This window comes from Williamsia sp. CHRR-6, assembly GCF_018474015.1.
Classification (GTDB): domain Bacteria; phylum Actinomycetota; class Actinomycetes; order Mycobacteriales; family Mycobacteriaceae; genus Williamsia_A.
This window is the reverse complement of sequence record NZ_JAHCSG010000002.1, coordinates 185,596-203,736: the sequence shown is the minus strand read 5'-3', so window position 1 is coordinate 203,736 and position 18,141 is coordinate 185,596. Positions and strand designations below refer to the sequence as shown.

Genomic DNA, 18,141 nt, shown 5'->3' with positions numbered 1-18,141 from the left:
AACCGGCGCTGCGATTGCAGCCAGCGCCGTCGCGCGCAGTACAGTCCGTCGACCTACCGATGGTGACCACTCGTTTTCCTGCACACCACTCCCCGTTCCGGGTGTCCGCGGCAGGCACCCGGGGCCACAAGCTACAAGGCGATGAGGTTTCGGGGAACCCGCAATCGCCAACCGTGTTGTGAATATTTGGGTTCGCGCCCGGAATTGTGTATTTTGCCCGATTCTGGACCGGTTTCAGAAGAGCCGGTTAGTCTCTCGCGCGATGGTGAAACCCCGACCAGTGGAATTCTGGCGGCAGGTGATGCCACTTTCGAGGACCGTGCAGGAGAAGTCATACGCCTGCAGGGTCTGCCCGTACCCCAGCACCCGGGCCGGCGTACCGTCGGCCGGCGCGAACTGAACGTCGCTGACACACAGGAACTCTGGTGCGGCGCCCACGTTTACCCTGATGCCGTGGCCCCAGCTGAGGCGGCACGAGGACGGCTTCGGGGGAATCGGCGAGGTGTCGCCCTGGCATCCCGCCCCATTCGACGCCCCCGGCGTCGACGGCGCCAGGATGCCGCAGCTGAACAGCCCGCTCGGACTGATGAAGTAGTAGCGGTCGCCGACGGCGTAGGTCGATGGGTCCACCGTGCCCGGCGATGTGGGCGTCGGCGCGGGAGGCGACGGTTGTGGGGTGAGAGGTGGACGCTGATCCCCGGCAGGCCCACCGTCACCGAGGTCACCACCGCCACCAGCAGTGTTCGTCGCCGGGTTGGTCGTGGGGGTGCTCACCGGACTGCTGATCACGGTTTGGGTGAGCCGACTGGTCGCCGGCGAGCGGGACACCGAATCCGATCCGCATCCGGCCACCAGCACCACCGGCGCCCAGATGGCGAGGATCGCCGCAGCCCGCGCTGCCATACCGTGACGTGCCGACGAATTGGCACCATCGGGTGCGTACATGACCCGAGACTAGGCCGTGGCCGCGACCTCGGCTGGCACTCAGGCGACGATGAGACTCTCATTCACCGCGCAGCCTACCTGCCTACGCATCACCGCGACCGAGACCCGACGACCATCGCGCTGGACTGGTCCTCCCACGTCAGGGCTGGTTTTTCGATGATTGTCATACCTGTGTCGTAGCGTGCGGGGTATGGCTGGTGGGGGGTGGTCGGGGGTGTCGCGGGAGGCGATGGGGTTGCTTGCTGATCCCACCGCCGCCCCGGATGCGGCCCTGTTGACTGAGATGCGGCATGCGACGGCCGGGCAAGCGTTTTTGGAGTGGCTACGGCTGTCGCGGGCGGCGGAGTTGCATGCCCGTCGGGTTGCTCCGACCGCGGAGTCTGATACCCGCCGGTTTGACGGGTTCGTGCAATGCGCCACCTCAATCGCGGCGGTCCACAACATGTCCCAGGCCGCCGGGGAACGCCTGTTGGACACCGCAGTCACCATGGCGTCGCGGTTGCCGAAGGTGGGGGAGTGTTTGCGGGATGGGCTGATTTCGGGCCGGGATCTCCGGACCATCATCACCCGCACCGACCTGGTCACCGACCCCGACACCCAGGCGTTGATCGACACCGACATCGCCGCCACCCTGCACCGGCGGGGCTCATGGTCGACGGCCCGGCTACGGGACATGGTCGATCGGATCGTCTACCGCTACGACTCCTACGCCGTGCGGGAACGCCGCAAAAAAGCACTATCCGAACGTGGCTTCTGGTGTGATCCCCGCCCCGACGGCATGGCCGAACTCTCCGCGACCATGACCGCCGAAGCAGCCGTCGCGCTGGCCCGCCGCATCGACGCCCTCGCCCGCGCCGTCTGTAGCCGCGACGACCGCACCCTGGCGGCGCGGCGTAGTGACGCCTTGTTCTGCCTCACCATGGGAGTCCCCTGGGAATGCAGCTGCCACCAGCCTGACTGTGCCGCACCGGTCGTCCCCGATGCTGAGGCCGTCACCCGCCGGGACGTGCCCGCGACCGCGACATCGCTGATCGTGCATGTGGTGTGCGACCTAGAAACCGCCGCCGGCGACGGGGAAACACCGGCATTCATCGACGGCTACGGCGTCATCTCCGCCCCCCACCTCACCGACCTACTGACCCGCCCTGGAACGTCGATCCGGCCCGTCGGCGGATCCGACACACCACTCCCGCCACACCTACCGTCAGACCCCTACCGGCCCTCGACCGCCCTGGACACCATCCTGCGGACCCGTGACCTGTACTGCACCTGGCCCGGCTGCGACCAGCGGGCCTGGACCGCCGACCTCGACCACGTCACCGAATACGACCACCAAGACCCCGCCGCCGGTGGCCACACCTGCTACACCGACATGAACACCAAATGCCGCTTCCACCACGGCATCAAAACATTCACCACATTCCTCGACGATCAAACCGTCACCCACGGCATCACCACACAAACCATCACCACCCCCGAAGGGATCACCCTGGCCGGACCCGCCTTCACCGGCGACGACATGTTCCCCGGCCTCGCCGACATCACCTTCACCGAACCCGCCCACGCCCCACCCGCCCCACCAACCGCGGCCACACCAGACGAACCCACCAGACGACAACCACGCCTGGCAGACAAACACGCCCGCCGCCGCACCGAACGCCACCACAACCGCACCACCGCAGGCGCCGACGACCCACCACCCTTCTGACGGCCCGATTGCTGCGCATCACTCATGACCGGAGTTAGATCGTCGTATGCGCACACTCTTCAGCGGCGGGACCCTGTACACCGGTCACACCGAGGCCCCCGCTCCCGGCGACATCCTGGTTGAGGACGGTCGGATCACCGCGGTGGGTTCAGGTCTCGACGCCGACGAGGTGATCGACTGCACCGGCCGCTGGATCTCACCGGGCTTCTTCGACGCCCACGTTCACGTCGCCTTCGACAGCCCGAGCATGACGTCCAATCTCGAGTCACCGTTCAGCCTGCAGTTCTATCGGGCGGCGGCAAACCTCAAGCGCACCTTGGACATCGGGGTCACCTCAGTCCGGGACGCCGCTGGGGCCGACCTGGGGATCAAGACCGCGGTGGACACCGGACTGATCCCGGGACCGCGGATGCAGATCTCGATCAGCCTGCTGTCGCAAACCGGCGGTCACGGAGACTCGCACACCGCATGCGGGGTGGACGTGCCGTTGATGGTGCCCCATCCCGGACGTCCTCGCGGAGTGGTCGACGGTGTCGACGAAGTACGTAGGATGGTGCGCACCCTGATCCGCGAGGGCGCCGACGTCATCAAGGTGGCCACGACCGGTGGGGTGCTCTCCCCGCGAGATGACCCGCGCCACGCCCACTTTCGTGATGCGGAGATCGCGGTGATGGTCGAGGAGGCTGCGGCTGCGGGGCTGGCGGTGATGGCGCATGCCCAGGGCACCGAGGGCGTTAAAGCCGCCATCCGCAACGGGGTGCGTTCCATCGAACACGGCATCTTCCTCGACGACGAGGCGATCGAGATGATGCTCGATCGCGGCACCTGGCTGGTGCCCACCCTGCACGCGCCGCGGTCACTGCTGGCCGCGATCGACGCCGGGGTGCCCTACCCGCCGGCCGTGGTGGACAAGGCGCACATGGTTTTCGAGGCGCACCGCGACAGCGTGCGCCGAGCCCACGAGGCGGGTGTGGCGATCGCGATGGGCACCGATTGCGGTGTGGGCCCACACGGCACCAACCTCGACGAGCTCGCGTTCATGACCGAATGCGGGATGTCGGACCTCGACGCCCTACACGCCACCACCGGCAGTGCCGCAGCCCTGCTCGGCGTCGCCGACGACCGAGGCCTCATCGCACCCGGACAACGCGCCGACCTGGTGGTGCTCGACGGCACCCCTGGCGAGGTCACGGATCTGACCCCGCGAGTGCGCGGCGTGTATCAGGACGGCAGGCTGGTCTCCGACGGTCCCCAACCTGCCGCCTGAGTCGGGACTCGGCGCCGCGTGACCGTCGCCGAGCAGGTGACCGGGATTGTCCGCAGCCCATCGCGGTGGCCACGTTCTGCCAGCGCAGGGTGTTATCGGACCGATAGCCAGTATTCGGTGGCAAACCGATGAAGAACCAGAAGCTGGCGACGCTGGTCACCTGTGCCCCAGCCACGCCCGACGGCACCCCGACAGCAATCCGCCCGCCGACCAGGACGGCCGGCGGGCGGAGTTGTCAGAGCGCGAGATCAGACCACGGTGGCCTTCAAGAACTCCACCGTGCGACCCCAGGCCAACGCGGCCTGCTCGGCGTCGTAGGTTCCGGCCTTGTCCTCATTGTTGTGGAAGGCGTGTCCGGCCGGGTAGTAGAAGAACTCCACCTGCGCGCCGGACTCGTCGCGGATCTGCTTCTCCTGCGCATGCGCCTGTTCGACCGGGTAGAAGCCGTCGTCGTTGGCGTAGTGGCCCTGCACCTTTGCCGTCAGTCCCGCATAGGTGTTGGGCACACCCGGGCCGACACCGTAGAACGGGACGGCCGCCGAGACCTTGTCGCCGGCCTCCACCGCGAGTAGCAGCACGAACCCGCCACCCATGCAGAACCCGACTGTGCCCACGGTCTTCGAAGTCACCGCATCATGGGCGAGGAGGAAATCGACCGCGCCGGACAGGTCTTTGGCCGACTGCTCCACCGGAAGGGTGGTCATGTACTGCCCGGCGGTGTCGGCATCGTGGGCCACCCGACCGCCGTAGAGGTCGGGTGCCAGCGCCACGAAACCTTCGGCGGCCAAGCGGTCACAGATGTCGGCGATGTGGTCGTCGAGACCCCACCACTCTTGGATGACCACGACGCCCGGGCCCGAACCGCTCTCGGGAACCGCGAGGTAACCATGGGCCTGATGGCCGTTGCTGGCGAACGTGACGTTTTGACGTGGGTTGGTTTCAGTCATGGTCACCAGCCTACGAGATGAAAGAGAACGCGCAGCTCAGAGCGCTGCTACGCGCCTGATCACAACGGAGCGAGCTTGATCTTCTTCGACCCGTTGGATGGGAGCACGCAGTAGGCGCGGATCTTCAACCCTGCCGAGGCACGAGCCACGGTCCCCGGGTTCTTTCCGTACTTGGCCTTGTAGGCCGACTCGGTGGCTTTGCGTTGGTTGCTGTCGGACGCCTTCGCGAAGTTCGAACACGTCATGTTCGCGTTCGCCTTCGGCTTGCTGGAACATCCGGTGGCCAGCAACGACAGGCTCACCACCACGCTCCCCACCACCATCACGGCTCGAGGTCTCATCACGATTTTCCCAGCACCTTCCCGCCAGCCGTCTGAACGTACGGGAGAAATTATCACAGGCACACCGCCACGTGGATCGATCAGCGCGGTGTGGCCGTGTCGGTGAGCACCCGCCCATGCTCGGTGGTGATGGTGCGAGCGCTGTATCGGCCGCGGTCGTCGACTCCGCGCCAGGTTGTCCTCGACGACCCGTCCGAGGCGCTGGTCTTGCCCGCCGCGCGGGCCAACACCCCGCGCGAGTCGAGGGTCAGCTCGCCCGCTCTGCGTGCCCGCGGACCGCCGAGCGTCACCGCGTCGCTTGCGTAGTCCAGGCCCATCGACACGGTCGCGGTCAGCGAGAAGTTCTGGTCATCGGTGTAGTCGGCGGTGTTCACATCCACCGTCAGCGGATAGGTTTCCCGCAGGGTCTGCTCGGCCACCACCCGCGCGCCGCTGGTCGAGCGCGACCGGTAACGGGTCACGTCACGCTGTTCGAGTTGTTGGCTGGCACCGTTGCCCGAGATGGTGCCGACCTGCCGCCAATCCCGGGACTCAGCGACGGTGGTGTAGACGGTTCCTGCCGAGGACCGCACCCAGCCGACGGTCTGCCAGTTACGCCCAACGGCCACTTGATATCTCACCGCTGCACCGGCCGCCGGTCGCGTCGTCACACGCGGGGCGGCATCAGGCACCGAACTCGACACCAGCGATCCCGACGTCTGGGTCGATGAGGCATCGACGGTTCCGAACAGCGTCGCCACCACCTGCCATCGATCGTTGAGTTGTGGAAGTCGCACCGACACAGTGTGTTGCGCGCCGTCGACCAGCCGGCCGACGAACGGTGTGATGTCGACGGTCTCCGGCCGCAGATCCAGGGTGTTGATGGCGAGCACCGGTCGCCACAGGGTGGGAACGATTCCGCCAGAGTAGATGTGCGGGAACGTGTTCACCGCTGCCGCCGGGGTGTTGTCGATCGACAGGATCGCCTCCCGATACGACGTGGCACCACAGAGACCAGCCTTGGGGAACGCCGAGACCACCGCGTCGGGCACCGCGCTGAACCACTGTTCATCGCAGCCATTGCCCTTCAGCGTTGTCTCTACCGACGCCGAGGTGAGGTTGCGGGGCAGGGCCACCGACGCGGTCGCCGACGATGCCGCAGGCGTCAGATCGGCAAAGGTCAACGGTTTCACGACGTCGGGAACCGACGGTGCCGGGTTCGCGGCATCGGCCCGGAAGAACGTGAGAGTGACTGTCTGCGAATAGTTTCCGGTGTAGACGTCGGTGGTGTAGTTTTCGATCCCACCCTCGTAGGACTGCGCCGATCGGAACAACGCCGAGTAGCGGGTGACGTCTTTGCTGAAACGGAAGGTGGTCGGTACCGCGCCTGCGGGCTCCTGGGTGGTGCCGAACCAAATGGTCACACCTGCCACCTTCAGGTCACCCACCCGGTCGAACTGGCGACCCGAGACCGTCGTGGAACTGTCGAGGATCACCTTGGCCCATGGGCCCGGGCATGCGGCAGGCGGCGTGAAGGTCCCGCGGTACCGCTGGTTGCTGCCGTCGGGCGCGTTGGACAAGAAGTTGTGCGCCAACGTGACTGAGCACGATGCACTCGTTGGACGCGTGGTATCGGGTGCGGGCGTGACGGGATCGTCACTGCCGCTCTCGATGTAGCCCGACGGCGCCGGAGCAGGGTCGGCGATCGCGGCGGGAGCCCACCCCACCGCCCCACTGGCGAGCAGCACCGCGAGCGCCGACATCGCCACCAGACCCGAGCCGGAGCGCCGCAACCGGAGTCGAGCGGGGACCAAGATACGACCGACCATGCGCATGGGAGCTCAAGCTACCCAGGATCGGGGTCCACCGCCGATCGAATCGGTCGCCGATCATGACGCTTCCGACTCTGTCGCACATGGGAATTGGCTCGTACCGGACCATCCGGACACCACGACCCACCTCAGCCGCCGCCGGTCGAGCCGCCTTGCGCCCACAATGACCCGAACCTGTCCGAACTGCGTAGTTCTTGTCGTCTTTGAGTAGTTTGCCTCCCTAAAGTATTTCGGGAGTGTTAATTCTCTCAGACATTCACGAATGCGTTCATCTGCATAGGCTTCCCAAGCCGTTACTTACGGCAAACATCCCTTCACGAGAGGTTCGTCCTACATGACCAACAGGTCCACCAGTGTTCGCGTCCTGAGCATCGCCGCTGCCGTCGGTGCCGTACTGAGCGTCATCGGGTCCGGGATGGCGGCTGCCGCCCCGCCCGAGGGCAGCACCGGCCCCACCGCCGGTCCCACCGACGCAAAACACATCAAGCTTCATCTGATCGACGGCACGCAGAAGATCCAGTCGCGCAAGTCAGCCCGATCGGCCCCGGCTGCGCTCACCTCCACCGTGGCGTCCTACTCGACGACCAACATCGACGCCAACACCGGAAAGTCCTACCCCGCACGCTTTGTCGGCGGTAGCCCCTCCGCCAACGCCACCACCACCATCACCGTCAACCTGGTGCCGATGAACTTCGTGCTGCAGAACGCCAACGGCACGTCGACCACCATCAACGCCAGCGCAGCAGCCACCGCAACCGCGGGCAGCCCCATGTTCACCAACACCGCCACCAAGCCCGCCGGCGAGGTCACCCAGTACCTCGACGCCTACGTCCGGGCCAACGCGGGCAAGGTGGGCTCGAACTATCACCTGCTGCTCAACCCGGTGGTGAAAGCGCCTGTGACGGTGACGGTTCCCTACGGGCAGTGGAGCACTGTCGGCAGCGAGTACGGGGTCCTCGACACCACCATCCAAAATGCCGTCACCACCAACGGCATCAGCGGGGCCTACTCGGCCACCGGGCTGACGATGTTCGTCGCGCCGAACGTCTACGGCGACGACGGCACCTTCCAGGGAAGCGGTTTCGGCGGGTACCACGATCAGCGCGGCAACTACACGTTCGGCTACGCCAACATCGAAGCCAACAACACCAACCTGCAGGCGTTTTCGCACGAGGTCGCCGAGTGGGCGATGGACCCGTTCGTCGGCGGCACCCAATACAACGTGGTGCCGGGTAGTTCAGTGGCCGGATACGGGTGCCTGACCAACCTCGAGGTGGGCGACCCGGTGTACACCTCGACCTACACCCAGGTCGTCGGTTCCACCACCTGGAAGCTCGAGGACGAGGTCTATGTGCCGTGGTTCTTCCATACCTCACCCTCGCCGAGCTACCAGGGCAAGTACTCGATGCTCGGCCTGACCAGCCCGGCCACGAGCTGCTGACCGCGACCGACCTGCATTACGCGGTCGGCCGCGCTCGTGCGTTGCGCACCAGGGCAATTCGATCAGATCAGACAAACCACGCAGATCATCCAGATCTGTTCGGCCACAATCATGTTTCCGGTCGCGCCAGGTTCTTAGCGGTACTAAAGTACAACCTGTTCGCCCCCCGGTGAACAGTGGCGACACGGCCCCGGTTGCCTACCCCCCACACGTAAGTCCCCTCACGACAACCGGGTTCGGCCACTCGACAGAGATTGAGGAGTTCCCATGAAGGTGTTTGCCGGCATCAAGAACGCCGTTCGTCGCGAGAAGAGCCTGAAGGCCTACGCCTGGTACATCTGGTACTGACCGCGTGCACCCTTGGCCCCACCATTTGGGGCCAAGGGTGTTTCGGTAGAACAACCCTCAGCGCCACCGGCGCATCTGACCCGAACACGCACAGTGCAGGAGATCGCATGTCGGACATGACCGGTGTCCACCGCGCGCGAACGACACAACTGCCTGCTCGCCTCCGACGACTCCTCGCCGACCACCGTGACGACCCGGTGTTCCGCTTGGAACCGGCGACGGTCGGTGTCACCGATCCGACGCTGATGGACGCCATCCTCACCTCGCGCACGGCCACCGACATCGAGCGGCCCACCTTTCGACCGCTGCGCGGCCGATCCATCCCTCGGCACGAAGCCACTTTCCTCATGCGGGAGGTGGGCAAAGACGTTCGTGCCGCGCTCGACACCCCGATCGACGGGGTCGATCTCACCGGCCGCTGGCCAGACGTCGTGCACGAGCACCTCCGCAACACCGTGTTCGGCCACGACCCGCAGCGGATGACCGTGATGGTCAACCGCGAGCTCGAACGCACACCGGTGCTCACCTGGCTGACCATCGCGGCCGCGGCCACACCGCGGCTGCCCAGCGGTGACCGCGAACTGTCCGCGCTGGCCACAGCCGTCTCCACCCACGGCTCCACGTATGCGGGGCGACGCCACGCGCTAGGCCTCTACCGTCGCCTGGCCGCACCGGTCTGTTTCACTGTGGCCGCCGTGGTCACCAACGCCGTGTGGTTGGGATCGCCGTTCGACGACTCGGTGCCGAACTCGCACATCATCGCCGAATCCCTACGGCTGCTCCCGGTTTCATGGAACATCCTGCGACTGGCCTCAGCCGGGTTCACCGCCGTCGATCCCAGCATCAGATCTGACGACGACGTCTTGCTGCTGCCGTTCCTCAGCCATCGCAGCAGCCAGAACTTCGCCGATCCCGACCAGTGGCAGCCGCAACGCTGGAACGATCTCGACGTCGACACACATCCGGGCTATCTGCCCTTCGGGCACCTCTCAGAACGATGCTGGGGTCGACACATGGTGTTGCCCTTGGCTTCCCGCATCCTCGACGTGGTGCGTGAACAAGGTCTGCGCATTGCCGAGGAACAGCACAGCGCTTCCGTGCCGCTCGCCGGGATGCTCGGCGTCACCCGGGTCGAGGTGACCCGAACCTGACCTTCCGGTCGTCGAAGAAGAACGAACACCCGACCGATCCGCTGGGTGGTGTGCCCGGCCCGGGGGTTGCCCCAGGGCTCGGGTGATCGGCCGGGTGTCGTCGTCACCGGCTACCCGGCGTTCTTGCGCGCGATCTCGACGCCCCTGTCGCCGTACAACTCCCGAAGCTGCGGTGCCACGGTGTTGTCGAAGGTGACCCGATCGAGCTGCTTGTGCAGGTCGGCCACCGCCCGCTCTTGCCGCGGGGTACGCGGGATCAGGGTCACCGAGCCCCGTCCCCGCGCATCGAGCTGGTTACCCGATTCGTAGGTGGTGGTCTCGCCCGGCAGTGGCTTGGCCTGACACACCGTCACCTTCTTGCTCGGCAGCTTGCCGGTGAGGAAGAAGTCGATGATCGGACGGTCGAAACACTCGGTTCCATAAGGGAACAACCCATGCGTGCCCTCGTTGTCGATGGCGAGGAGTTTTGCGCCCGGTAGGCCCTTGACACTGGCCAGACCCGACTCGTAACCCACCTGCGCATCGAACTCCGACTGCCCGAAGAGCACCTTGGGAAAGTTCTTCGGGGCAACAGGATTGAGGTTCGAAGTGGGGAAGAACGCACAGAACGGCGGATTCTCCACCAGGTCGACCTGGGTGTCGAAGGGGGCGGTGGTCGTCAGCCGGGCGGCCAGCGACTCGTAGTAGGCGGTGCCCTGGGTCCATTGCCCGTCTCCGCAGCGGATGAAGTTCTGCGAATCGGTGAAGTCGAATGTCTGCGGCTCGTCGGGATTCTGCCCCACCAATGGTGCCGCGGCCGCACTCACCGTGGCGGCGGTTTCCTTGGCCACCGCCGGTGCGTCGGGGTCGACCTTCACCGCATCCAAGGAACTGATCAGCGCCGCAGCGGTCCCCCCGGTGGCCGAAGGCGCGGCAATCGGCTGCTCGCCCATCTGCACCAACGTGGTGAAAACGTTTGCCGCAGACTGAAAGAACTTGTTGTTGGCCAGCCCGGCGAGCCCGTTGTCGAAAGCCCACATCGTCTTCACCACGCCTCGATCGAGCTTGGCGGTAGCGGCGAAGTACCGCTTGACGATGTCCTCGCGAATGGTGCCGAGCTTGTAGAGGTCGTCGTGACGCGAGATGTAGTTGGCCAGATGCAGCGCGAACGAACGATCGCGGGCCAGGTACTGGAACTCCTGGGTGCTCTGCAGCGTCGGCTTGGTCACGTCGGCCGCCGAATCGAGGTACATGTGGTTGACCTTGCTGGGGAACAGACTTGCGTAGGTGGTGCCCAGCCACGTCCCGTAGGAGTACCCGATGTAGTCCATCTTCGGCTCCTTGAGCAGGCCGCGGATGAAGTCCATGTCGTAGGCCGTCTGCTGGGAGTTGATGGTCTTGACGTCCTCGTTGGCCGCACAGATCGGTGCCACGATCCGGTACAGCTCCTTCAACGAGCCGGGCTCGGTGGTGGTCACCCGGCACGTGGCGGGATCGGACTGCCCCACCCCGCGCGGATCAAAGCCCAGATAGTTGTAGTAGGGCTTGAGATCTGGGGTCCCCTCCTGCAGTGAGATCGGCAGGTCGATTCCCCCACTCCCCGGACCGCCGGGGTTGGTGAAGATCGTGCCCTTGTGGCGCGGGTTGTCTGTGCTGATGTTGAACGCGTACGAGATCTTGATGTTCCAGATCTTGCCGTTGGTCGGCTTCTTCCAGTCCCGGGGCACCTGCACCGTGGCGCACTTGATGTTGGCCAGGCTGGGCGGCAGAGGCGTTCCGGGCGGGATGTCAAAACACTCGCCCCACACCACCTTCTGCTTGGACAACGTGCCTGCCAACTTCATCGTGTCGGGTTCGGTGGATGCCGGTGCGGCAGTGGCCGGGGCCGGGAGCACCGCGACGACCAGCGGGGTGAGAAGACCAATGGCTCCAACGAGGAGCCGACGAGAGGGACCAGACATGCAATGCGCCTTTCCGGGGTGCCCCCACACGCACGACCACGACACCCGAAGACGCCACCGCGTGGCGCACGCGTGTCGACACCCCCGACTTGCCGATACAACGTAGGAATCCGGAGACTAGCGCAGATCCGCTGTGGCGACGCGGAAAACGACTCACGTCTGGTCGTGAAAGGTCTCGACGGTGGCACCGATCTCCCCGAGGCGTTCGGCGAGCTGTTGGTGACCCCGGTTGATCACATAGATGTTGCGCAACACCGATGTTCCTTTCGTGGCCAACATCGCCAGCAGGATCACCACGGCCGGACGTAGCGCAGGCGGACACATCACCTCCGCGGGCGACCACGACGTGGGGCCCTCGATGGAGACCCGATGCGGATCGAGTAGCTGCACTGCCGCACCCAGACGGGTGAGTTCCACCAGGTAGATCGCCCGATTCTCGTACACCCAGTCATGGATCAGGGTGCGGCCCTGGGCAATCGCGGCGATCAGGGCAAAGAACGGGAGGTTGTCTATGTTCAACCCGGGAAACGGCATCGGGTGGATCTTGTCGAACGGAGCAGCAAGTGGACCCGGGTGCACCGTGACGTCGGCCAGCCGGGTGACACCGTTGGCCGAGCGATACTCGGTCGAGACGTCCATCTGCAGCCCCATCTGCTCGAGGATGGCCAGCTCGATCTCCATGAACTCCATGGGAATTCGGGTGACGGTGAGAGTCGAGTGGGTGACCACGCCTGCGGTCAGCAGGCTCATCGCCTCGATGGGGTCCTCCGAGGGCTGGTAGTCGACATCGGCATCGATCGTGGCCAGCCCATGCACCGTCAGAGTGGTGGTACCGACACCCTCGATCCGCACCCCGAGTTGTCGCAGAAAGCAACAGAGGTCTTGGACCATGTAGTTCGAGCTGGCGTTGCGGATCACCGTCGTTCCCGGGCGATGAATCGCGCCTACACACGCGACGACCGTCCGTGCGACAGTGGTCGCGTGACATCGACAATCCAGTACGACGATCATCCCGAGACCGTGATCGAGGTGTACCGCCCGACGACCCCCGCACGGTGGGCAGCGGTACTCATCCACGGTGGTTACTGGCGATCGAGGTGGACCTATGACCTCATGGTCCCGATGTCGATGTGGTTGCAGGACAACGGCGTCAGCGCCTACAACGTCGAATACCGGCGACCCGATGCCCACGGGTGGGCGACCACGACCGCCGACGTCGCGTCCGCATTGACCGCATGCGTCGAGGCCATCGGGCCCGACATCCCGATCGTGGTGCTCGGACACTCCGCCGGAGGCCAGTTGGCGTTGCGCGCCTGCGCCGACGTGGGCGGTGGGTTGCTGGCAGTGTCATTGGCTGGCGTGGTGGACCTCGAGTCGGCGACGTCGCACGAACTGGGCAACGGCGCGGTCGCCGCCGCACTGGGACACATTTGGCGGGCCGACGATCCCGGCGACATCGCGTCGTCACCGCGCCATCGTCTGCCGCTGGGGGTACCTCAGCTGGTGGCCTGCGGGCACGACGACGACCCGAACCTTGTGCAGATCAGCCACGACTACGCCGCCGCCGCGTTCGCTGCGGGCGATGAGGTGACCGAGGTGTTCGCCCCCGGCGATCACTTCGACATCATCACCCCGTCGTCGGATCTGTGGGCCGCAGTGGTCACCGCTGTCGAAATGCGCGTGCAGGTCTGACGGCCCCTCTGCTACTCTGTAGTCATTCTGACCACAGACGCCGGGAGGTTGCCGATGAACGTTCTCGATTGGCTGCAGGCACCTGCGTTCACCTCGTTCGGCGCCCCCACCTCCCGAATCGAGCTGATCGGGTTCATCACCGGCGCGCTGTGCGTCTATCTCGTTGCGCGCCAGAATGTCTGGAACTGGCCGATCGGTATCGCCAACAACATCGCGTTCGTGGCCCTGTTCCTCACCGCGGGCCTCTACGCCGACTCGGGGCTGCAGATCGTCTACGTGGCCCTGGGTGTGTGGGGCTGGTATCGCTGGACCGCACGGCGCGAGGCGGCCCCGCACTCAGTGACCGGCACCAGCCCGACCGAATGGTTCTGGCTGATCGCGGCCGGGGTGAGCGCCACGGCGGTGTTGACCTACCTCCTGACCGTGGGCACCGAGTCGACGGTTCCGTTCTTCGACGCCGTCACCACCGCATTGTCGCTGGTCGCCACCTGGGGCCAAGCCCGCAAGCGCTGGGAGTCGTGGGTGCTGTGGATCATCGCCGACGTCATCTACGTCCCGCTGTACCTGTACAAGGGACTCACCCTCACCGCGCTGCTCTACCTCGGGTTCATCGTGCTGTGCGTGATCGGACTCCGAGAATGGCGGCGCGACATGGCCGCCGGCGTCGCAGCGGCCACGCCGTCGGTCGCCACCGTCTGAGCGTCGATGTACGCACACGCCCTGGTCATCGGCAAGTTCTACCCACCGCACGCCGGGCACCACGCGCTGATCCGCCATGCCGCCGGCGTCGCGGGTCGGGTCACGGTGGTGGCGATGGCCGCCTCGGTGGAGTCCATCCCCATCGACAATCGCGTCTCCTGGTTGGCGCAAGCGCATCGTCACGACACGACCGTGACGGTGACGGGCGTGGTCTGCGATGCACCCATCGACATGGGATCGCAGCCGGTGTGGGCGGCCCAGGTCGCAGCGATGCGCGCGGGGATCGCACAGGTCACCACTGACCCGGTCGACGTCGTGGTCAGCAGCGAGAGCTACGGCGGGCAGCTGGCGCAGTGGTTCGACGCCGCACACGTGACGTTCGACCCCGAACGGACCGCCTGGCCCGTGTCGGGTCGAGCGTGTCGGGCCGACCTCGTCGGTCACTGGCCACTGTTGGAGCCGGGCACCCGCGCGGGCCTGACCACCCGCGTGGTGGTGTTGGGTTCGGAGTCGACAGGGACCACCACGGTGAGTTCGGCACTGGCACAGCACTATCGCGAACGCGGCGGGGTCTGGGCGCAGACCAGGTGGGTGCCTGAACACGGACGCCAGGTCACCATCGACAAACTCACCCGAGCCCAGGCCGTCAACGCAGACGCCACGATGCATGATCTCACCTGGGAAGGACCGGATTTCGCCCAGATCGCTCACGCTCAACAGGTGGCTGAAGACACTGCAGCGGCCGAGGGATCACCGCTGTTGGTCTGCGACACAGACGCATTCGCGACCACGGTATGGGAACGCCGCTACCTTGGGCCGGCTAGCCGATGGGCACGTGATCGCCTGGTCGCGTCCCCGTCGGTCTACCTGGTGACCGATCACGTCGGAGTTCGGTTCGTACAGGACGGGATTCGCGACGGCGAACACATCCGAGCAGCAATGACCGGCTGGTTCACCGACGCGCTCACCCGCTCGGCGCGACCGTGGGTTCTGCTGACCGGCTCGGTGCAGGAGCGGCTCGAGCTGGCGATCCGGGTCACCGACATGGCACTGGACCGGCGCGCCACCTTCGCCGATCCTCTCGAGATGCGATGAGCACCAACGAGTTTCCACCTTTCGCGGTCACCGTGGACCTTCTCGTCGCCACCGTGCGCGACAACGCACTGTCGGTACTGCTCATCACCCGCGGTGTCGAACCGTTCCTCGGCGCGCCCGCGCTACCCGGAGGGTTCGTCCACATCAACGAGTCGGCTGAACAGGCCGCGCACCGTGAACTCCTGGAGGAGACCGGGCTGGCCCATTTCGCCGGACACCTCGAACAGCTGGGCACCTATTCGACCCCTGATCGCGATCCCCGTATGCGGGTGGTCTCGGTGGCCTATGTCGCCCTGGCGCCACACCTGCCCGATCCGCAGGCCGGCACCGATGCGGCACAGGCGATGTGGTGTCGGGCCGACGACCTGCCCGCGCTGGCGTTCGACCACGATCAGGTCGTTGCCGACGGGCTGGAACGCATCCGCGCGAAACTCGAATACACCACGTTGGCGGTGACCTTCGTGTCCGAACAGTTCACGATCCGGGATCTACAGACGGTGTACGAGGTGGTGTGGGGGATCACCCTGGACCGCGCCAACTTTCGACGCAAGGTGCTCGGCACGCCGGGATTTGTCGTCGCGGTCGACGGCATCACCGTACCCACCGGCCCCCGAGGCAAACCGGCTCAGGTCTACCGCAGGGGACCGGCCACCGTTCTGCGGCCACCCATCCTGCGACCGATCTGATGCCTGGGTGCGCGCGCGGGTACCCGCAACTGTCGATCACTCCACGTTCTTGCGCGCGATCTCCACGCCCTTGTCGCCGAACTTCTGCCGCACCTGCGGTGCAATCGTGGTGTCGAAGATCGCCAGGTCGAGCTGTTTACGCAGAGCCGACAGAGCTTCGGTTTGGCTGGGAGTCCTCGGCAGGAGAGTCACCGAACCCCGTCCCCGCGCATCGAGCTGGTTACCCGATTCGTAGGTGGTGGTCTCGCCCGGCAGTGGCTTGGCCTGACACACCGTCACCTTCTTGCTCGGCAGCTTGCCGGTGAGGAAGAAGTCGATGATCGGACGGTCGAAACACTCGGTTCCATAAGGGAACAACCCATGCGTGCCCTCGTTGTCGATGGCGAGGAGTTTTGCGCCCGGTAGGCCCTTGACACTGGCCAGACCCGACTCGTAACCCACCTGCGCATCGAACTCCGACTGCCCGAAGAGCACCTTGGGAAAGTTCTTCGGGGCAACAGGATTGAGGTTCGAAGTGGGGAAGAACGCACAGAACGGCGGATTCTCCACCAATCCGATCTGAGTGTTCAGCGGCGCCAGGGTTCGCATCCGCGTGGCCAAGCTCGCGTAGTAGCCCGCGCCCTGGGTCCACTGCCCGTCCCCGCACCGGATGAAGTTCTGCGAATCGGTGAAATCGAAGGTCTTGGGCTCATCCGGTGCCGTCCCGACCAGCGGTGCAGCGGCCGCGCTCGCATCTGCGGCAGTCTGTTTGACCGAGGGCGGGGTCTCAGGATCGGCCTTGACCGCATCCAGCGAGGCGATCAGCGCCTGCGCGGTGTCCGAGCTCGACCCGGTGGCCGCGGGGGCCGGTTGCTCGCCCATCCGGACCAGCGTGGCCACCGTGTTGGCGGAGACCTTGATGAAGTTGTTGTTGGCCAACCCCGACAGCCCGCCATCAAGGGTCCACATCGTCTTCACCACAGCAGGATCCAGCTTGGCGGTGGCCGCAAAGTATCGCTTGACGATGTCCTCGCGAATGGTGCCGAGCTTGTAGAGGTCGTCGTGACGCGAGATGTAGTTGGCCAGATGCAGCGCGAACGAACGATCCCGCGCGACGTACTGGAACTCCTGGGTGCTCTGCAGCGTCGGCTTGGTCACGTCGGCCGCCGAGTCGAGGTACATGTGCTCGACCTTGCTCGGGAACAGGCTCGCGTAGGTCGAACCCAGCCAGGTGCCGTACGAGTAGCCGATGTAGTTCATCTTCGGCTCCTTGAGCAGGCCGCGGATGAAGTCCATGTCGTAGGCCGTCTGCTGGGAGTTGATGGTCTTGACGTCCTCGTTTGCCGCGCAGATCGGTGCCACGATCTTGTTGAGGGCCTCGATCGAGCCGGGCTCCGTGGTGGTCACGCGGCAGGTCGCCGGATCTGATTCCCCGACGCCGCGCGGATCCATACCAAGGAAGTTGTAGTACGGCTTGAGGTCAACGGTTCCTTCTTGCAGCATGATGGGCAGCTGAATTCCCGCACTTCCCGGCCCGCCGGGGTTGGTGAAGATCGTGCCCTTGTGCCGCGGGTCATCAGTGCTGATGTTGGAAACGTAGGAGATCTTGACGTTCCAGATCTTGCCGTTGCCCGGGTTCTTCCAGTCGCGCGGCACCTGCACCTTGGTACACGTGACGCCGGCGAGCTTGGGCGGCGGTGGCGTACCCGGCGGCAGGTCGAAACACGGCCCCCACACCAGTTTTTGCTTGGCCAACGCGCCGGCAAGCTTCATGGTGTCGGGCTCGGGAGCAGCCGGAGCGGCCGTGGCCGGAGCCGGTAGCAACGCCGCGACGACAACCGGCGTCACGACTCCAAGTAGGCCGACGGCGAGTCGACGAGACGAGTAGGACATCACATACGCCTTTCCGGGCGCCCGCACGCACACCGGACACCCGGATGTGCACGGTGCCGACGCCCCCCAAGATCTTCAGCCGACAACGTCGGCTCGACTCTGGACTCTAGCGGAAGAATGCCGAAACACTTTGCCGCTACTCGTTTTTGCCGTTTTGTCGGATTTCTTCACGCTGCGCCGACTGACCCTCCGACCTCG

Annotated in this window: 16 protein-coding genes; 9 read left to right on the top strand and 7 right to left on the bottom strand. The window is 65.5% G+C overall.

Going from position 1 to position 18,141, the window contains the following annotated elements:
* Positions 1-234: 234 nt before the first annotated feature.
* Positions 235-945, bottom strand: coding sequence for a DUF6636 domain-containing protein (locus KIK15_RS06890; protein ID WP_214243457.1), 711 nt, complete (start codon positions 943-945; stop codon positions 235-237).
* Between the two features lie 190 nt (positions 946-1,135).
* Between KIK15_RS06890 and KIK15_RS06885 the strand changes: the two genes are divergently transcribed.
* Both KIK15_RS06885 and KIK15_RS06880 read left to right on the top strand, forming a co-directional pair.
* Entirely contained in the window at positions 1,136-2,653 is a 1,518-nt protein-coding gene (locus tag KIK15_RS06885; protein ID WP_214243456.1) for a DUF222 domain-containing protein, read from the top strand.
* A gap of 46 nt (positions 2,654-2,699) precedes the next feature.
* Complete coding sequence (locus tag KIK15_RS06880) at positions 2,700-3,920, top strand: amidohydrolase family protein (RefSeq protein WP_214243455.1); 1,221 nt, start codon at positions 2,700-2,702, stop codon at positions 3,918-3,920.
* Between the two features lie 248 nt (positions 3,921-4,168).
* On the opposite strand, the gene KIK15_RS06875 is transcribed toward KIK15_RS06880, so the two are convergent.
* The 3 genes from KIK15_RS06875 to KIK15_RS06865 form a co-directional block, all read right to left on the bottom strand.
* The gene (locus KIK15_RS06875; RefSeq protein WP_214243454.1) at positions 4,169-4,867 is read right to left on the bottom strand and encodes a dienelactone hydrolase family protein; all 699 of its coding nucleotides are present in this window, start codon (positions 4,865-4,867) and stop codon (positions 4,169-4,171) included.
* Positions 4,868-4,926: 59 nt separating this feature from the next.
* Positions 4,927-5,208 carry a hypothetical protein gene (locus tag KIK15_RS06870; RefSeq protein ID WP_214243453.1) on the bottom strand — a complete coding sequence of 94 codons (282 nt, stop codon included), beginning with the start codon at positions 5,206-5,208 and terminating at the stop codon, positions 4,927-4,929.
* Between the two features lie 80 nt (positions 5,209-5,288).
* Entirely contained in the window at positions 5,289-7,016 is a 1,728-nt protein-coding gene (locus tag KIK15_RS06865; RefSeq protein WP_214243452.1) for a peptide-N4-asparagine amidase, read from the bottom strand.
* Positions 7,017-7,353: 337 nt separating this feature from the next.
* Between KIK15_RS06865 and KIK15_RS06860 the strand changes: the two genes are divergently transcribed.
* The 3 genes from KIK15_RS06860 (at position 7,354) to KIK15_RS06850 (ending at position 9,959) form a co-directional block, all read left to right on the top strand.
* Entirely contained in the window at positions 7,354-8,460 is a 1,107-nt protein-coding gene (locus KIK15_RS06860) for a hypothetical protein (RefSeq protein WP_214243451.1), read from the top strand.
* Between the two features lie 267 nt (positions 8,461-8,727).
* Positions 8,728-8,808, top strand: coding sequence for a tryptorubin family RiPP precursor (locus tag KIK15_RS18875; RefSeq protein WP_214243823.1), 81 nt, complete (start codon positions 8,728-8,730; stop codon positions 8,806-8,808).
* A gap of 107 nt (positions 8,809-8,915) precedes the next feature.
* Positions 8,916-9,959, top strand: coding sequence for a cytochrome P450 (locus KIK15_RS06850; protein ID WP_214243450.1), 1,044 nt, complete (start codon positions 8,916-8,918; stop codon positions 9,957-9,959).
* 110 nt (positions 9,960-10,069) lie between these two features.
* On the opposite strand, the gene KIK15_RS06845 is transcribed toward KIK15_RS06850, so the two are convergent.
* Both KIK15_RS06845 and KIK15_RS06840 read right to left on the bottom strand, forming a co-directional pair.
* Positions 10,070-11,899 (bottom strand): alpha/beta fold hydrolase, encoded by a 1,830-nt coding sequence (locus KIK15_RS06845; protein WP_214243449.1) that lies wholly within the window; start codon positions 11,897-11,899, stop codon positions 10,070-10,072.
* A gap of 153 nt (positions 11,900-12,052) precedes the next feature.
* Positions 12,053-12,910, bottom strand: a complete 858-nt coding sequence (locus tag KIK15_RS06840; protein ID WP_284149959.1) for a hypothetical protein — start codon at positions 12,908-12,910, stop codon at positions 12,053-12,055.
* Between KIK15_RS06840 and KIK15_RS06835 the strand changes: the two genes are divergently transcribed.
* Genes KIK15_RS06835 through KIK15_RS06820 form a run of 4 tightly spaced genes read left to right on the top strand, consistent with a single transcriptional unit; the run spans position 12,881 to position 16,071 of the window.
* The gene (locus KIK15_RS06835) at positions 12,881-13,591 is read left to right on the top strand and encodes an alpha/beta hydrolase (RefSeq protein ID WP_214243447.1); all 711 of its coding nucleotides are present in this window, start codon (positions 12,881-12,883) and stop codon (positions 13,589-13,591) included. The two genes, KIK15_RS06840 and KIK15_RS06835, sit on opposite strands and share 30 nt — an antisense overlap.
* 54 nt (positions 13,592-13,645) lie before the next feature.
* Positions 13,646-14,290 (top strand): nicotinamide riboside transporter PnuC, encoded by a 645-nt coding sequence (gene pnuC / locus KIK15_RS06830; protein ID WP_214243446.1) that lies wholly within the window; start codon positions 13,646-13,648, stop codon positions 14,288-14,290.
* Between the two features lie 6 nt (positions 14,291-14,296).
* Positions 14,297-15,385 carry an AAA family ATPase gene (locus KIK15_RS06825; protein WP_214243445.1) on the top strand — a complete coding sequence of 363 codons (1,089 nt, stop codon included), beginning with the start codon at positions 14,297-14,299 and terminating at the stop codon, positions 15,383-15,385.
* A complete protein-coding gene (locus KIK15_RS06820; protein WP_214243444.1) occupies positions 15,382-16,071 on the top strand; it encodes an NUDIX hydrolase in 690 nt (229 codons plus the stop codon). Before KIK15_RS06825 ends, KIK15_RS06820 begins: the two co-directional genes overlap by 4 nt.
* 36 nt (positions 16,072-16,107) lie before the next feature.
* On the opposite strand, the gene KIK15_RS06815 is transcribed toward KIK15_RS06820, so the two are convergent.
* Positions 16,108-17,943: an alpha/beta fold hydrolase gene (locus KIK15_RS06815; RefSeq protein WP_214243443.1), complete on the bottom strand. Its 1,836-nt coding sequence runs from the start codon at positions 17,941-17,943 to the stop codon at positions 16,108-16,110.
* Positions 17,944-18,141: the final 198 nt, after the last annotated feature.

Bases quoted from the DNA above. Each gene is read 5' to 3' on its own strand.
- KIK15_RS06890 (WP_214243457.1), bottom strand. From the start codon at position 945: ATGTACGCACCCGATGGTGCCAATTCGTCGGCACGTCACGGTATGGCA.
- KIK15_RS06885 (WP_214243456.1), top strand. From the start codon at position 1,136: ATGGCTGGTGGGGGGTGGTCGGGGGTGTCGCGGGAGGCGATGGGGTTG.
- KIK15_RS06880 (WP_214243455.1), top strand. From the start codon at position 2,700: ATGCGCACACTCTTCAGCGGCGGGACCCTGTACACCGGTCACACCGAG.
- KIK15_RS06875 (WP_214243454.1), bottom strand. From the start codon at position 4,867: ATGACTGAAACCAACCCACGTCAAAACGTCACGTTCGCCAGCAACGGC.
- KIK15_RS06870 (WP_214243453.1), bottom strand. From the start codon at position 5,208: ATGAGACCTCGAGCCGTGATGGTGGTGGGGAGCGTGGTGGTGAGCCTG.
- KIK15_RS06865 (WP_214243452.1), bottom strand. From the start codon at position 7,016: ATGGTCGGTCGTATCTTGGTCCCCGCTCGACTCCGGTTGCGGCGCTCC.
- KIK15_RS06860 (WP_214243451.1), top strand. From the start codon at position 7,354: ATGACCAACAGGTCCACCAGTGTTCGCGTCCTGAGCATCGCCGCTGCC.
- KIK15_RS18875 (WP_214243823.1), top strand. From the start codon at position 8,728: ATGAAGGTGTTTGCCGGCATCAAGAACGCCGTTCGTCGCGAGAAGAGC.
- KIK15_RS06850 (WP_214243450.1), top strand. From the start codon at position 8,916: ATGTCGGACATGACCGGTGTCCACCGCGCGCGAACGACACAACTGCCT.
- KIK15_RS06845 (WP_214243449.1), bottom strand. From the start codon at position 11,899: ATGTCTGGTCCCTCTCGTCGGCTCCTCGTTGGAGCCATTGGTCTTCTC.
- KIK15_RS06840 (WP_284149959.1), bottom strand. From the start codon at position 12,910: ATGATCGTCGTACTGGATTGTCGATGTCACGCGACCACTGTCGCACGG.
- pnuC (WP_214243446.1), top strand. From the start codon at position 13,646: ATGAACGTTCTCGATTGGCTGCAGGCACCTGCGTTCACCTCGTTCGGC.
- KIK15_RS06825 (WP_214243445.1), top strand. From the start codon at position 14,297: ATGTACGCACACGCCCTGGTCATCGGCAAGTTCTACCCACCGCACGCC.
- KIK15_RS06820 (WP_214243444.1), top strand. From the start codon at position 15,382: ATGAGCACCAACGAGTTTCCACCTTTCGCGGTCACCGTGGACCTTCTC.
- KIK15_RS06815 (WP_214243443.1), bottom strand. From the start codon at position 17,943: ATGTCCTACTCGTCTCGTCGACTCGCCGTCGGCCTACTTGGAGTCGTG.